Below are 15,630 nucleotides of genomic sequence, written 5' to 3' on the forward strand. Positions count from 1 at the left end.
AGAAATGACGTTTGATTTAGAATACAATTCAGAAAGAGATCACTTAATAATTCCAGAATATGGAAGACATATACAAAAATTAGTAAATCATTGCATCACTTTAGAAACTAAAGAAGAACGCAATGTAATGGCTAAAGCTATTGTCGATGTAATGGGGAATTTACAACCTCATTTACGTGATGTACCCGATTTTAAACACAAACTTTGGGATCAGTTACATATTATTGCCGATTTTAAATTAGATGCAGAATCGCCTTATGAAATTCCTTCGAAAGAAGAATTGACAGAAAAACCCGAAAAAATGGCATATCCTAAATCGGCTTCAAAATATCGTTATTATGGAAATAATATTCAAACGATGATTAACATGGCTTTAACTTGGGAAGAAGGTGAAAAAAGAGAGGCTTTAGTTTTTACGATTGCCAATCATATGAAAAAATGTTATTTAAATTGGAATAAAGATACGGTTGATGATGCTATTATCTTTAAACATTTATATAATTTATCTGAAAAAAATATTGATTTAAGGGATTCAAATGAAGTTTTATCAGAAAGTAAAAATTTGCTAAGAAAACGAAGTAGTCAAGGACAGTCTAATAAAGGCGCTTCTAAGACAAAATCAAATTACACGACGAATAATAAATATAGAAAAAAATAATATGGCATCATTTAAAATAGAAGGTGGTCACAAACTTAATGGAGTAATTACCCCGCAAGGAGCAAAAAATGAAGCGCTACAAATTATATGTGCCGTTTTACTGACTGCCGAAAAAGTAATTATCAATAATATTCCTGATATTATTGATGTTAATAAATTAATTTTCATCTTAGGTGAATTAGGTGTTAAAATTGAAAAAATAAGTTCAAATTCGTATAGTTTTCAAGCTGATAATATTAATTTAAGCTATTTAGAATCTGCTAAATTTAAAAAAGACGGAAGCTCATTAAGAGGTTCTATTATGATTGTTGGACCTTTATTAGCACGTTTTGGAAAAGGATATATTCCACGTCCGGGAGGTGATAAAATTGGTCGCCGTCGTTTAGACACTCATTTTGAAGGGTTTATTAATTTAGGTGCAAAATTCCGTTATAATAAAGAAGAGTATTTTTATGGAGTAGAAGCTGAAAATGGATTGGTTGGTGCTGATATGTTATTAGATGAAGCATCTGTAACAGGAACGGCTAATATTATAATGGCTGCTGTTTTAGCAAAAGGAATAACTAAAATATACAACGCTGCTTGCGAACCTTATATTCAGCAATTATCTAAGATGTTGAACTCAATGGGGGCGAAAATAACAGGCGTTGGTTCTAATTTATTAACGATTGAAGGGGTAAAATCTTTAGGTGGTTGCGAACACAGGGTATTACCTGATATGATTGAAATTGGTAGTTGGATTGGCGTTGCTGCAATGACACGTTCTGAATTGACTATTAAAGATGTTAGCTGGGAAAACTTAGGACAAATTCCTAATGTGTTTCGTAAATTAGGAATTCAATTAGATAAAAAAGGCGATGATATTTTTATCCCAGCACAAGATAGTTACGAAATTCAAAACTATATTGACGGTTCAATTTTAACAGTAGCCGATGCTCCTTGGCCAGGTTTTACACCAGATTTATTAAGTATTGTTTTGGTATTAGCTACTCAAGCAAAAGGAACGGTATTAATTCATCAAAAAATGTTTGAAAGTCGTTTGTTTTTTGTCGATAAATTAATTGATATGGGCGCAAAAGTAATTTTATGCGATCCGCACAGAGCAACCGTTATAGGACATAATTTTCAATCAAGTTTGAAAGCTACTAAAATGACATCGCCTGATATTCGTGCAGGAATTTCATTATTAATTGCCGCTTTATCAGCAAAAGGAACCAGTATTATTAATAATATTGAACAAATTGATAGAGGATATGAAAATATTGAAGCTCGATTAAAATCAATTGGTGCAAAAATTGAAAGAATAGAAGACTAATAAAAAAATAAACTAATAAAAATAAAAAAATCGTGTCAAGATGGCACGATTTTTTTATTGGCAATATTATTGATTAAAGTATGCTGAAGAAATTAAAGAAACTATTTACAATGAGTAAAGATCAATATACTAAAGAAGACGAATTAAAAGACGCTATCGACAATACTGAATTAGAAACCAACCAAGAAGAATCTCAAGAAGAGAAAGAGGTGGAGGCTAAAGAAGAAGATGAAATAGTACCAACTCCTGAAGAGTTATTAGCGGAAGAAAAAAATAAATATTTACGTTTATTTGCTGAATTTGAAAACTATAAAAAACGTACTTCTAAAGAACGTGTAGAGCTTTTTAAAACAGCAGGGCAACAAGTAATGACAGCTTTACTGCCAATTTTAGATGATTTCGAAAGAGCTTTAGCACATGCTGAAACTAACAAGAAAGAAGTTAAAAAATTAGACAAAGCAGCAAGCAAAGAAATTGCTAGTTTAAATAAAGGAATGTCATTAATTCAGCAAAAATTTGTAGCTACTTTAGAGCAAAAAGGATTAACAGCTGTAGAGGTAAAATCTGGTGATGATTTTGATGCTGATGTACATCAAGCAATTACACAAATACCTGCACCTTCTGACAAATTAAAAGGAAAAGTTATTGATTGTGTAGAAAAAGGATATAAGTTAGGTGATAAAATTATCCGTCATCCAAAAGTTGTAGTAGGACAGGCATAAATACTACGTCATAAGTAGCATTTCAAGGGAATTGCTTGGTGTAGGAGAAGCTATAAAAAGCTTCAAATTATTGAAAATGACAGAATAGACTAGAAATGGCAAAACAAGATTATTACGAAATATTAGGGGTTTCAAAATCAGCAACACAAGCTGAAATAAAAAAAGGATACCGTAAAATGGCTATAAAATATCATCCAGATAAAAATCCGGATGATAAAAGTGCCGAAGAGAAATTCAAGTCATGTGCAGAAGCATATGAAATTCTTAGTGATGATAATAAAAAAGCCCGTTATGACCAATATGGTCATGCAGCATTCGACGGACCACAAGGTGGCGGTGGTGGTTTTGGCGGCGGCGGAATGAATATGGATGACATATTCAGTCAGTTTGGTGATATTTTTGGCGGCGGAGGCGGTGGCTTTGGCGGTTTTGGCGGCGGAGGTCGTCAGCGACAAGCTAGAGTAAAAGGATCTAACATGCGTATTCGTGTAAAACTTACTTTAGAAGAAATTGCTACAGGAGTAGAAAAGAAAGTAAAAGTTCGAAGAAAAGTTCAAGCCGAAGGAGTTACTTATAAAACTTGTACAACATGTAATGGTAGCGGTCAACAAATGCGTGTTACCAATACTATTTTAGGTAGAATGCAACAAGCTGTTACCTGTAGTTCATGTCAGGGAGCAGGTGAAATGCTAGATACCAAACCTAGCGGATCAGATGCACAAGGTTTAATTGTTAAAGAAGAAACTGTTTCAATTAATATCCCTGAAGGAGTTACTGAAGGAGTACAATTAAAAGTTGGTGGAAAAGGAAATGAAGCGCCAGGTAAAAATTCTATTTCTGGTGATTTATTAGTATTGATAGAAGAAATACCTCATGAGAATTTAAAAAGAGAGGGAAGTAATATTCACCACGATTTATATGTTAATTTTTCTGAAGCAGTTTTAGGTGTTTCGAAAGAAGTAGAAACCGTAACAGGAAAAGTAAAAATAAAAATTGAAGCAGGAACGCAGTCTGGTAAAATTTTAAGATTAAAAGGAAAAGGATTACCTAGTATAGAGCATTACGGAACGGGTGATTTCTTAATTCATATTAATGTTTGGACTCCGCAAGAGTTAACCAAAGAGCAGCGTAAGTTTTTTGAGCAAATGCAAAGTGATGATAACTTTAGCCCAAACCCTCAAAAATCTGATAAATCATTTTTTGAGAAAGTAAAAGATATGTTTTCATAGACAAACAGTTTTTTAATTATAAAAGCCCATTCATTTTTTGAGTGGGCTTTTTTATTTCTGATTTTTTTAAAATAATTTGAAGCAATTTCCCGCTTTCCGCACTCGCTTTTTTTATTTTTAAAAGAAAAAATAAAAAAGAGCTCAAACAAATGCTTCAATCGGGGCTAGGCTTTTTTACTAAATTTAATATTTTTTACATAATTTAATAGATAGTATTAGTCTTAGTTACCTTGTTTAATGTTAGTTCTTTACAAGAAATATTTAAGTGTTTACGATTAAAAAAACACATGATAATTAAAATAATACTTCTTTTTGGTAAAAAATGTTGTGAGTTCTTAAAAAGAGTTATATATTTGCAGTGTCTATAAGACGTTATAGACACTTTTTCTTTTTCATAGCAATTTTCCCACTCAATTTATTGAGTGGGTTTTTTTATGAAAGAAGTGAATTTTATAAAAAATTTAAGCAGACCAATCTTATCGACTTATATTTAGTATAAGTAGGAAAGTCTGGACACCACAGAGTAGTATAGCGGATAGTAACCGTCCGATGAAAGTCGAGGACAAGTGCAGCAGAAAGTATGTACAGGTAATGCTGTAGTGAAACCAGGTAAACTCTATACGGTGCAATGTCATGTACATTAGAGCTCGAGCGCTACTCGCGCGATTCTAAGGGGTAGGCAGATTGATTTTACGAGTAATTGTAAAACTAGATAAATGATAAGAGCCTTATTTTATAAGGAACAGAATCCAGCTTAACGGTCTGCTTTTTTTAACTTTTAATACTAAAAATCCCTTAAAACAATGGTTGTTTTAAGGGATTTTCAATTAGGTTAAATTGCTAATTTGATAATAAATTAACATTTTAGGTTACTTGTATTTATGATTTATTGTTTTTTTAAATAAAAAATTATTTTAAACTTAGTATTTAAGTCATTTTATTGTTTATCTTTTAAAATTGAGTTAAAAATAGTACTTTTGTGTAGCAAAAATTAACTGAAATATATGGGCTTTGACATTGATATGGTCAAAGGAATTTATTGTAAATCTGAAAAAGTATAAAACAATTAGATGATTTAGCAGTAATCCATTAACATTAAAAACAAATCTTTTATGAGTATTTATAAAGATTATATAAAGGAAATTGAAGTTCGTAAAACTCAAGAACTTCATCCTAAACCAATTGATGGTGCTGAATTACTAAGCGAAATCATTACACAAATTAAAGATGTAAAAAATGAATACAGAGAAGATTCTCTAAACTTTTTTATCTATAATGTATTACCAGGAACAACAGCAGCAGCAACTGTAAAAGCATCATTTTTAAAAGAAATTATTTTAGGTGAAACTACACTTAAAGAAATTACACCTTCTTTTGCATTCGAACAATTATCACACATGAAGGGAGGTCCTTCAATAAAAGTATTGTTAGATATTGCTTTAGGAAATGATACTTCTTTAGCAAAACAAGCAAGTGAAGTTTTAAAAACGCAAGTTTTTCTTTACGAAGCAGATACTGAACGTTTAGAAGATGCTTTCAAAAACGGAAATAATTTCGCAAAAGAGATTATAGAAAGTTATGCTAAAGCTGAGTTTTTTACAAAGCTTCCTGAAATTGAAGAGGAAATTAAAATAGTTACTTTTGTAGCAGGTATCGGAGATATTTCTACTGATTTACTTTCGCCAGGAGGTGATGCACATTCTCGTTCTGATAGAGAATTACATGGTCAATGTTTGTTTGAACATAATAAAGAGAAACAACAAGAACTGATTGCTTTACAGAAACAACACCCTGATAAAAGAGTGATGTTAATTGCCGATAAAGGTACAATGGGAGTTGGTTCATCTAGAATGTCTGGTGTAAATAATGTGGCTTTATGGACAGGTATAAAATCGAGTCCTTATGTTCCTTTTATAAATATAGCGCCAATTATTGCTGGTACAAACGGAATTTCTCCAATTTTTTTAACAACTGTTGGAGTAACTGGAGGTATTGGTATTGATCTTAAAAACTGGGTTAAACAAAAAGATGAAGCAGGTAATACTGTTAGAGATGAAGATGGAGAACCTATTTTAAAAGAAGCATACTCTGTAGCTACAGGTACTGTACTTACTGTAAATACTAAAGAAAAAAAATTATATAATGGCGATAAAGAATTAATGGACATTTCCGCTTCATTAACTCCTCAAAAAGCCGAGTTTATAAAAGCTGGAGGGTCTTACGCTGTTGTATTTGGTAAAAAATTACAAGCCTTTGCTTCAAAAGCATTAGGTACTGATATTATTCCTGTATTTGCTTCATCAAAAGAAATTTCAATTGAAGGACAAGGACTTACAGCTGTAGAGAAAATATTTAATAAAAATGCTGTTGGTACAACTCCAGGTAAAGTTTTACATGCAGGTTCTGATGTTCGTGTAGAAGTAAATATTGTAGGTTCACAAGATACTACTGGACTAATGACTTCTCAAGAATTAGAGATGATGGCAGCAACTGTAATTTCTCCTATTGTTGATGGTGGATACCAATCGGGTTGTCATACCGCTTCAGTTTGGGACGAAAAATCAAAAGCAAATATTCCTAGACTGATGAAGTTTATGAATGATTTTGGTTTGATAACTGCAAGAGATCCTGAGAATAAGTATAAACCAATGACCGATGTAATTCACAAAGTTTTAAACGACCTTACTGTGGATGATTGGGCAATAATTATCGGTGGAGATTCTCATACAAGAATGTCAAAAGGTGTTGCTTTTGGTGCAGATTCAGGAACCGTTGCCCTGGCTCTTGCTACAGGTGAGGCGTCTATGCCAATTCCGCAATCGGTAAAAGTTACCTTTAAAGGAGAGATGAAAAGCTATATGGATTTTCGTGATGTTGTTCATGCAACTCAATCTCAAATGCTTGATAAATTTGATGGTGAAAATGTTTTTCAAGGAAAAATTATTGAAGTTCATATAGGAACACTTACTGCCGATCAAGCATTTACTTTTACAGATTGGACTGCAGAAATGAAAGCAAAAGCTTCTATTTGTATTTCTGAAGATACTACTTTAATCGAATCTTTAGAGATTGCGAAAGGTAGAATTCAGATTATGATTGACAAGAAAATGGACAACCAAAAACAGGTTCTTCAAGGATTGATTGATATTGCTGATAAAAGAATTTTAGAAATTAAATCTGGTGATAAGCCAGCATTAACTCCTGATGCAAATGCAAATTATTTCGCAGAATTTGAAGTAGATTTAGATCTTATCAATGAGCCAATGATTGCAGATCCTGATGTATATAATGACGATGTTTCTAAACGTTATACGCATGATACTATTAGACCGCTTTCTTTTTATGGAGGAGATAAAAAAGTAGATTTAGGATTTATTGGGTCGTGTATGGTTCATAAAGGCGATATGAAAATTTTGGCTCAAATGCTTAAAAACATTGAAGAGCAAAAGGGGAAGGTTGAATTTAAAGCTCCTTTAGTTGTTGCACCACCTACCTATAATATTGTAGATGAGTTAAAAACAGAAGGTGATTGGGAGGTTTTACAAAAATATTCTGGTTTCGAATTTGACGATAATGCCCCTAAAGGATCGGCACGTACAAAATACGAAAACATGTTATATTTAGAGCGTCCTGGTTGTAACCTTTGTATGGGGAATCAAGAAAAAGCATCGGTTGGTGATACTGTAATGGCAACATCTACACGTCTTTTTCAAGGAAGAGTTGTTAAAGATTCTAAAGAGAAAAAAGGAGAATCGTTACTTTCATCAACACCAGTTGTCGTTTTATCTACAATATTAGGAAGAACTCCTTCGATTGAAGAATACGTTGAAGCGGTAAAAGGTATCAACTTAACAATGTTTAAGCCTTCTCATAAATTATTAGTGAAATAATTATAGGATGATTTAATAAAAATCATTTTAATATAATAGTTATCAAAACCAATGAAGTTCGCTTCATTGGTTTTTTTGTTTTTCTAAATTAATAGATGTTTAAAGCTAATTAGAAGATAAAAAGATTCAAAAAATTATATCTACCGATTTCAGAAATAGTAAATATATTTTCGAGTATTTGTTTAGTTTCACTCAGAGTCAATATTCTTCAATTAAGTTTAATCGAATTGTAGATATGGAAATTGGTATTAATGAAAAAGGTGAGTTTCCATCAAAATTTAAATGGCTTAAAGGAAATATTGGTAAAATAAAATTAACAGCATTCCAAGGAAAAAATATTGAACAAACAGATATTATAAGTCTTGGTAAATCAGGAGTTTTAATTTTTGGAGAAATGGAAGCAGAGTATCAGTTCAATTATGCTGATGCTAAAGGAATTTGTTTTATACAATTTGGATTTCCAAAATATTATGTAAAACAAAAAAGGATTGAATTTGAAACTAAAATATCAAAAATTGAATTAGAAAAAAAATTTTCACACATCTCAAGAATAAAACTTAAACGGGATATATTAAAAGAGTTTCAGAGAGAAAAACATAATATTTTTGAACTATTTAAAAAAGAAGGTAAGGTTGATGTTTCTGATAAAGATTTACAAGGTCAATATTCAATGGAAATTTAAAAAAAATAAAGATAGTCTTTTAAGAATTTAAAAATTAAAACCAAACTCTCGTTATTCTGAATTTATTTCAGCATCGCATAAAGTGAATAAATACAGATACGGCAAATCAGGATGTGAAACTGAAATAAATTCAGTTTGACGGATTCTATTTTACAGCGAAGCGATAAAAGATAAAACCGTTTTTTAATGAAATTTAAAATTTTAAAATTCATTAAAAACAGAAGGAGATTATAAGAATAAAAAAAATTATATTTGTGTAGATTGTATTCTACAAATTTTCTAGCCTATAACTAAGATTATTTTTGGAATAAAATTATTATTAACAGTTTTTTTAGCCTATAACTAAAATACACTAAATGGTAATTTACAATTAGAAACAAGTTTTAGAAGTTAAATTAAAAGAGTATTTTGATAAGTTTTATTTATATATTTGACTTCATTAAAAATAATGAAACATGAAACTTTTAAAAGATAAGACAGCAATTATTACAGGAGCTACTAGAGGAATCGGTAGAGGAATAGCATTAGAATTTGCAAACCAAGGATGTAATATTGCGTTTACTTATAGTTCATCGGTTGAAGCAGCAACTGCTTTGGAAAATGAATTAACAAATTTAGGTATAAAAGCAAAAGGATACCAATCTAACGCAGCTGATTTTGATGCAGCTCAAGAATTAGCAAAAAATGTTTTAGAGGAATTTAAAACAATTGACGTACTTGTAAATAATGCGGGTATTACTAAAGACAATTTATTAATGCGTATTTCAGAAACTGATTTTGATAAGGTTATTGAAGTTAATTTAAAATCTGTTTTTAATTTAACAAAAGCTGTTATTAGACCAATGATGAAACAACGAGCGGGCTCAATTATTAATATGAGTTCAGTAGTTGGATTAAAAGGAAATGCGGGTCAGGCAAATTATGCAGCTTCAAAAGCAGGAATTTTAGGTTTTTCTAAATCGGTAGCTTTAGAGTTAGGTTCAAGAAATATTAGAAGTAACGTAGTTGCTCCTGGTTTTATTGAAACTGAAATGACAGCAAAATTAGATGAAAAAGTGGTAGATGCTTGGCGTAATGATATTCCTTTAAAAAGAGGAGGTACTCCAAAAGATATTGCAAACGCTTGTGTATTTTTAGCTTCGGATATGAGTGCGTATATTACAGGACAAACATTATCGGTTGACGGAGGAATGTTAACATAAAATATTTAATCAATAAAAAAAGCGTAGCAAATTGCTACGCTTTTTTTTTTATTGATTAAATTCATTAAAACTACCATCGTTATACAGCAGTATAATTTTAACTAATTTTTTATCGCCGATATTAGGTGTCTTCATTTCTAAATCAACTTTTTCTATTAAATTTTTATCTTGAGAGAGTAGAGTAGGCTTTGTTTCCTCTTTATCTTCTTCAATTTCTGGTACAACAACAATTTTTTCTTTTTTAGGAAATTCACCTTCGCCATATAAAAACCAATATAAGTCTACTTCAGGAAATTTATTAACCGTTTTCATAACAAAATCTAAACTAGGTTTATTTCTACCAGATAGAAGATGAGATATACTAGAGCGTTGAACCTCTATAGTATCTGCAAAAGTTGACGATGTTAAATTGTAATACGAAAGTATTTTTTTTAATCTGATAAGTATGTCCATAACTAAATTACATTTGTGTATTTGTGTTCACTAAGTCAAAAATACACATTTGTAACTCACAAACAAAGTATTTAACAAAATATATTTTATTAAATACTAAAAAATGAAGAGTTTTTTATTTGTAATTATAAATATTATAACACAATCAGTTTTTTATAATACGTGTAGTAAGACCTGTTTAAATTTCATTTTTATTCATTTAAAAATTATATTTTATAGTAGTTGAAAAATCGAATTGATTTTCCGTAGTTCTTTTCTTCTCTTTAGCGATTCTGAATTCTGAAAATTCTGAAATAAATTCAGGAGACAATAATTGTTTTTTTTTTAACAGTTTTATATTTTCTTATTTATATAATCGAATCGAATAGGAGAGAGGAACAGTAAATTGTTTATTAATATAATATTAAATAGCGAGTAAAGTATTATTATCTTAAAAGTTTTAGATTTTTAAATTTATCTACAAAATCCATATATTACATATGTAAATAAAAGTTTTAGGTTACAAATCAAAAGATGACCGATTACTATTGTAACTATATAGAGTGATGAACAGCTATGTAATATTGTAAACTGTGAAGAAGATCACAAGAGTCAGAGTTTTTACGTGCGTGTGGTAAAAGAAGAGCATGTATTGTAGCTAATAATAATTTACAATTGTGTTTATTTAGCTTGCGTCACGAGTAATTCAATTGATTTACAATTGTATTTTTCATATCCTATTAGACACCGGAAAACAGTTTACATAAGTTAAATTAAGTTAAGTTGTTTGTTTTGTTGTTTAGTATTGTAAATTATTAAAACATCAATATGTTCTTGTTGTTAAAGTTTTACAGGACAAATAATAGTAATATACCTTTACTTTCATACATACTTTTAAAAATTAAAAATTGAAGTTTGTCTGTTTTGTCTGTTTTTTTATTTACTTTATATTTACCTGTTTTAAATTTCACCTGAAAAAAACAACAGGTAAAATAAAAAATATTATTTATCGGTCAACTGAATTTTATTTCAGATTTCAGATTCACATCTTTATTGTATCTGTTGATGCAAATAAAGTAATTCAGTATGATGTTTATCTGTTAAAAAAAAACTTTGTAACATACATAACAGAATGGTAAGGAATCGAATTGTTAAAGGAATTAAAATGTATCGATAATTTGAACTTTTTATGTTGGTGTTAACTTTGACCTTAAAATAAATGGATACTAAAAAATCCGTAATTTTATCTGTGAAATAATCGAAAGATTGAATTTAGCACAAATTTCTAGCCCCGATTGAAGTAATTGTTTGAGCTCCTTTTTTGATTTTTTTCAAAAAAGAGCGAGTGCGAAAAGCGGGAAATTGCTTCAAAAAAAATAATATAGAAATAGTAGGCTAAAATAAGGTAAGAAATTAAATCGGACAAAAGGAGTTTGTTTTAGGTTTATATTTTATATCCTAATTTGCCGTAATTACTCCTGGTTGATACGATGCTGAAATTAAATTCAGCATGACGATAATTTAGTTTTAATTTAATCTCTTAAAATGAAAAGGAATCGTAAAATAAAAAAAGCCTGAACAATTTGTTCAGGCTTAACAAAATAAAAAATTATGATTATTTTATATAAGGTAGGTACTAAAAAAAATGTTTGATTTATTTCTTATTTTCAATCCAAGTTTTAGCATTTACAAATGCTTCTAACCAAGGTGAAACTTCGTCTTTTCTTCCGGCAGGGTAGTTTGCCCAGTTCCATTGGAAAGTTGAACGTTCAATATGTGGCATTGTTACTAAATGACGACCTGTAGCATCACATAACATTGCTGTGTTATAATCTGAACCATTAGGATTATTAGGATAACCTTCATATCCATATTTAGCTACGATACTATAATTCGTTTCTGCTTCTGGTAAGTTAAATTTACCTTCACCATGAGAAATCCAAACACCTAATTCAGTTCCTGCTAAAGAAGATAACATTACCGAATTATTCTCTTGAATTTTAACAGAAGTAAATGAGCTTTCATGTTTCTTAGAATCGTTATGAACTAATCGACCATGTACTTTATGATCAGGATTGATTAAATCTAATTCCATCCATAATTGAGCACCATTACAAATTCCTACAGATAAAGTGTCTTCACGTTTAAAGAAATTCTTTAAAGCGGTATTTGCTTTTTCATTATATAAAAATGCTCCAGCCCAACCTTTTGCAGAACCTAAAACATCAGAATTAGAAAAACCACCAACAGCTCCAATAAATTGAATATCTTCTAAAGTTTCACGACCAGAAATTAAATCTGTCATGTGAACATCTTTAACATCGAAACCAGCTAAATACATTGCATTTGCCATTTCACGTTCAGAGTTTGAACCCTTTTCACGAATAATAGCTGCTTTTGGTCTGTCTTTTTTATCCGAAGAACCTAAAACATCTGCAATTTTTCCTGTAAAATTAGTAGGGAAAGTGTATTTTAAAGGTTGATTTTTATAGTTGTCAAACCTATTTTTAGCTAAACCATTTGCAGTTTGCTTGTCGTCTAATAAATAAGAAGTTTTATACCAAGTATCTCTAACTTCAGAAACATCAAAAGAGAAATTATCTTCATTATTTTTAATGGTAACTTTACCTGAATCATTTGCTGTTCCAATAGTGAAGAACTCAATATTATTTTCTGATAAAATAGTTTCTACTGAAGCATCAGCTTGAAAAACAATTCCTGCATTTTCAGCAAATAAAACTTTTAATGAATCTTCTTCGTTTAAAGAAGAGATATCGAAATCAGCTCCTAAATTAACATCAGCAAAACACATTTCTAATAAAGTAGTTAATAATCCACCAGAAGCAACATCGTGTCCAGCAGAAATTTTATCAGCTTTAATTAAATTTTGAATCGTATTAAAAGCATCTTTTAAGAAGGCTGCATTTGTAATATCTGGAGCTTCATTTCCAATAGTATTTAACACTTGATTGAAAGAACTACCACCTAATTTGAAAGAATCTTGCGAAATATTGATATAATAAATGCTTTCTCCATTTTTTTGTAAAACAGGTTCTACTACTTTAGATAGGTTGTTGCAATTTGCTGTTGCAGAGATTATTACAGTACCTGGGGAAATCACTTCATCTTCCTTGTATTTCTGTTTCATTGATAAAGAATCCTTTCCTGTTGGCACGTTGATACCTAAATCAATAGATAACTCAGAAATAGCTTTTACCGCTTTATATAAACGAGCATCTTCACCTTCATTTTTACAAGGCCACATCCAATTTGCTGATAAAGAAACCGAAGCTAAATTATCTTTTAAAGGTGCCCAAATAATATTTGTTAATGATTCTGCAATTGAATTTCTACTACCTGCTGCAGGGTTAATTAATGCAGAAATAGGCGAGTGTCCTATAGTAGTTGCAATTCCTTCTTTTCCGTTATAATCTAGTGCCATAACACCAACATTATTTAAAGGAATTTGTAAAGGACCAACACATTGTTGTTTTGCTACTTTACCACCAACACATCTATCAACTTTATTGGTTAACCAATCTTTACAAGCAACTGCTTCTAATTGTAAAACTTGATTTAAATAGATGTTTAAATTCTTCGTTTTATATCTTGAATTTTTGTAATTTCTTACAATAGTTTTATCAGTTAAAACAGTTTTAGGAGAACTACCAAACATATCTTCTAAAGCTAAATCCATAGGTTTATCACCTTTAGTTTCAGATTCAAAAGTAAAACGATTATCACCAGTAACATCACCAACAGTATATATTGGAGAACGCTCACGTTCAGCAATTTTTTGTAAAGTATCAATATGTTTTTCAGCGATAACTAATCCCATTCTTTCTTGAGACTCGTTTCCGATAATTTCTTTTGCTGATAAAGTAGGGTCTCCAACAGGTAAGTTATCTAAATTGATTTTACCTCCAGTATCTTCCACTAATTCAGATAAACAGTTTAAATGTCCACCAGCACCATGGTCATGAATCGAAACGATAAAGTTCTCATCGCTTTCTACCATTCCACGAACGGCGTTAGCGGCACGTTTTTGCATTTCAGGATTCGAACGCTGTACGGCGTTTAATTCAATTCCTGAAGCAAATTCACCAGTATCTGCAGATGAAACTGCAGCACCACCCATACCAATTCTATAGTTTTCACCACCAAGAATTACAATTTTATCTCCTTCTTTAGGTGTCTCTTTTAATGCTTGTTCAGCTTTACCGTATCCAATACCACCAGCTTGCATTATTACTTTATCAAAACCTAATTTTCTAGGTTTAGCATCACTTGAAGCAGTGTTTTCTTCGTGTTCAAAAGTTAATACAGAACCTGTAATTAACGGCTGACCAAATTTGTTTCCAAAATCAGATGCTCCGTTAGATGCTTTTATTAAAATATCCATCGGAGTTTGGTATAACCAATCTCTAGCTTCAAATTTATTTTCCCAGAATCTTGTATTTTTAACTGAATCGATAGAAGCTTCTAAACGAGAGTAAGAAGTCATATAAACCGCTGTTCCTGCTAAAGGTAAAGAACCTTTTCCTCCAGCAAGTCTATCTCTAATTTCTCCTCCTGAACCTGTTGCAGCTCCGTTAAAAGGCTCTACAGTAGTAGGGAAGTTGTGAGTTTCTGCTTTTAATGAAATTACAGATTCAAACTCTTTAGTTTCATAAAAATCAGGCTTATCAGCCGATTTTGGTGCAAATTGTTCAACTTTAGGACCTTTTATAAAAGCAACATTATCTTTATATGCTGAAACAATATCGTTAGGAAATTGTTTAGATGTTTCTTTTATCAATTTGAATAAAGATGTTGGCATCTCTTCACCATCAATAACAAAAGTTCCGTTAAATATTTTATGACGACAATGTTCTGAATTTACTTGGCTAAAACCAAAAACTTCAGAATCTGTTAATTTTCGTCCTATTTTTGTTGCTACTCCTTCTAAATATTCAACTTCTTCATCGCTTAAAGCCAAACCTTCTTTTTCATTATAAGTGGCAATGTCTTCAATGTCTAAAATTGGTTCTGGTTGAATATCGATTGTAAAACTATCTTGTTTTAAACCATCGTATTTTTGAGAAATCATTGGGTCGAAATCTGAATAATCGGCTGAAACAACGTCAAATTCTTCTATTCTGATAATATCAGAAATACCCATATTTTGAGTTATTTCTACGGCATTGGTACTCCAAGGAGTAATCATTGCAGCTCTTGGACCAACAAAAAAGAGCTCTAAAGATGTCTCATTTATTTTAGGTTGTTCTCCAAATAACCAGGTAAGTTTTGAAATAGTTTCTGTAGATAATTCTTTTGTTGTTTGAACAGTAAATATTTTACTGCTAACGTTTCCAAAGAAATGAATCATTATTTTGCTGTATTAAGTTGTGTTTGTGTTGTTTTTTTATCAATTTTAATTGACAAATTTACTTATTTTCAAATTAAATAAACAGATAAAAAACAGATAAAATTCAGTAAACGCATAAAAAAAACAACAAAT

The 15,630-nt window shown here is 30.6% G+C and carries 9 protein-coding genes and 1 other RNA gene; 8 read left to right on the forward strand and 2 right to left on the reverse strand.

Features of this window, described 5'->3' with window-relative positions; translation table 11 throughout:
- Positions 1-4 precede the first annotated feature (4 nt).
- The 8 genes from ABNT14_RS05410 (at position 5) to fabG (ending at position 9,698) form a co-directional block, all read left to right on the forward strand.
- On the forward strand, positions 5-658 hold the full coding sequence (locus tag ABNT14_RS05410) for a DUF4290 domain-containing protein (protein WP_101903702.1): 654 nt from the start codon (positions 5-7) through the stop codon (positions 656-658).
- 1 nt (position 659) lies between these two features.
- Entirely contained in the window at positions 660-1,973 is a 1,314-nt protein-coding gene (murA, locus tag ABNT14_RS05415) for a UDP-N-acetylglucosamine 1-carboxyvinyltransferase (RefSeq protein WP_058884991.1), read from the forward strand.
- A gap of 110 nt (positions 1,974-2,083) precedes the next feature.
- The gene (locus ABNT14_RS05420) at positions 2,084-2,695 is read left to right on the forward strand and encodes a nucleotide exchange factor GrpE (protein WP_058884992.1); all 612 of its coding nucleotides are present in this window, start codon (positions 2,084-2,086) and stop codon (positions 2,693-2,695) included.
- A gap of 95 nt (positions 2,696-2,790) precedes the next feature.
- Entirely contained in the window at positions 2,791-3,924 is a 1,134-nt protein-coding gene (gene dnaJ, locus ABNT14_RS05425; protein ID WP_058884993.1) for a molecular chaperone DnaJ, read from the forward strand.
- 462 nt (positions 3,925-4,386) lie between these two features.
- Positions 4,387-4,697, forward strand: an RNA gene (gene rnpB / locus ABNT14_RS05430) — RNase P RNA component class A.
- A gap of 339 nt (positions 4,698-5,036) precedes the next feature.
- On the forward strand, positions 5,037-7,814 hold the full coding sequence (locus ABNT14_RS05435) for a bifunctional aconitate hydratase 2/2-methylisocitrate dehydratase (RefSeq protein ID WP_101903704.1): 2,778 nt from the start codon (positions 5,037-5,039) through the stop codon (positions 7,812-7,814).
- A 235-nt stretch (positions 7,815-8,049) separates the two neighbouring features.
- Positions 8,050-8,496: a hypothetical protein gene (locus ABNT14_RS05440; RefSeq protein WP_101903705.1), complete on the forward strand. Its 447-nt coding sequence runs from the start codon at positions 8,050-8,052 to the stop codon at positions 8,494-8,496.
- Positions 8,497-8,951: 455 nt separating this feature from the next.
- Positions 8,952-9,698 (forward strand): 3-oxoacyl-[acyl-carrier-protein] reductase, encoded by a 747-nt coding sequence (fabG, locus tag ABNT14_RS05445; protein WP_101903706.1) that lies wholly within the window; start codon positions 8,952-8,954, stop codon positions 9,696-9,698.
- 48 nt (positions 9,699-9,746) lie between these two features.
- On the opposite strand, the gene ABNT14_RS05450 is transcribed toward fabG, so the two are convergent.
- Both ABNT14_RS05450 and purL read right to left on the reverse strand, forming a co-directional pair.
- The gene (locus ABNT14_RS05450) at positions 9,747-10,151 is read right to left on the reverse strand and encodes a helix-turn-helix domain-containing protein (RefSeq protein WP_101903707.1); all 405 of its coding nucleotides are present in this window, start codon (positions 10,149-10,151) and stop codon (positions 9,747-9,749) included.
- Positions 10,152-11,784: 1,633 nt separating this feature from the next.
- Positions 11,785-15,498, reverse strand: a complete 3,714-nt coding sequence (gene purL / locus ABNT14_RS05455; RefSeq protein ID WP_101903708.1) for a phosphoribosylformylglycinamidine synthase — start codon at positions 15,496-15,498, stop codon at positions 11,785-11,787.
- Positions 15,499-15,630: the final 132 nt, after the last annotated feature.

It is taken from the genome of Tenacibaculum dicentrarchi, assembly GCF_964036635.1.
GTDB lineage: Bacteria > Bacteroidota > Bacteroidia > Flavobacteriales > Flavobacteriaceae > Polaribacter > Polaribacter dicentrarchi.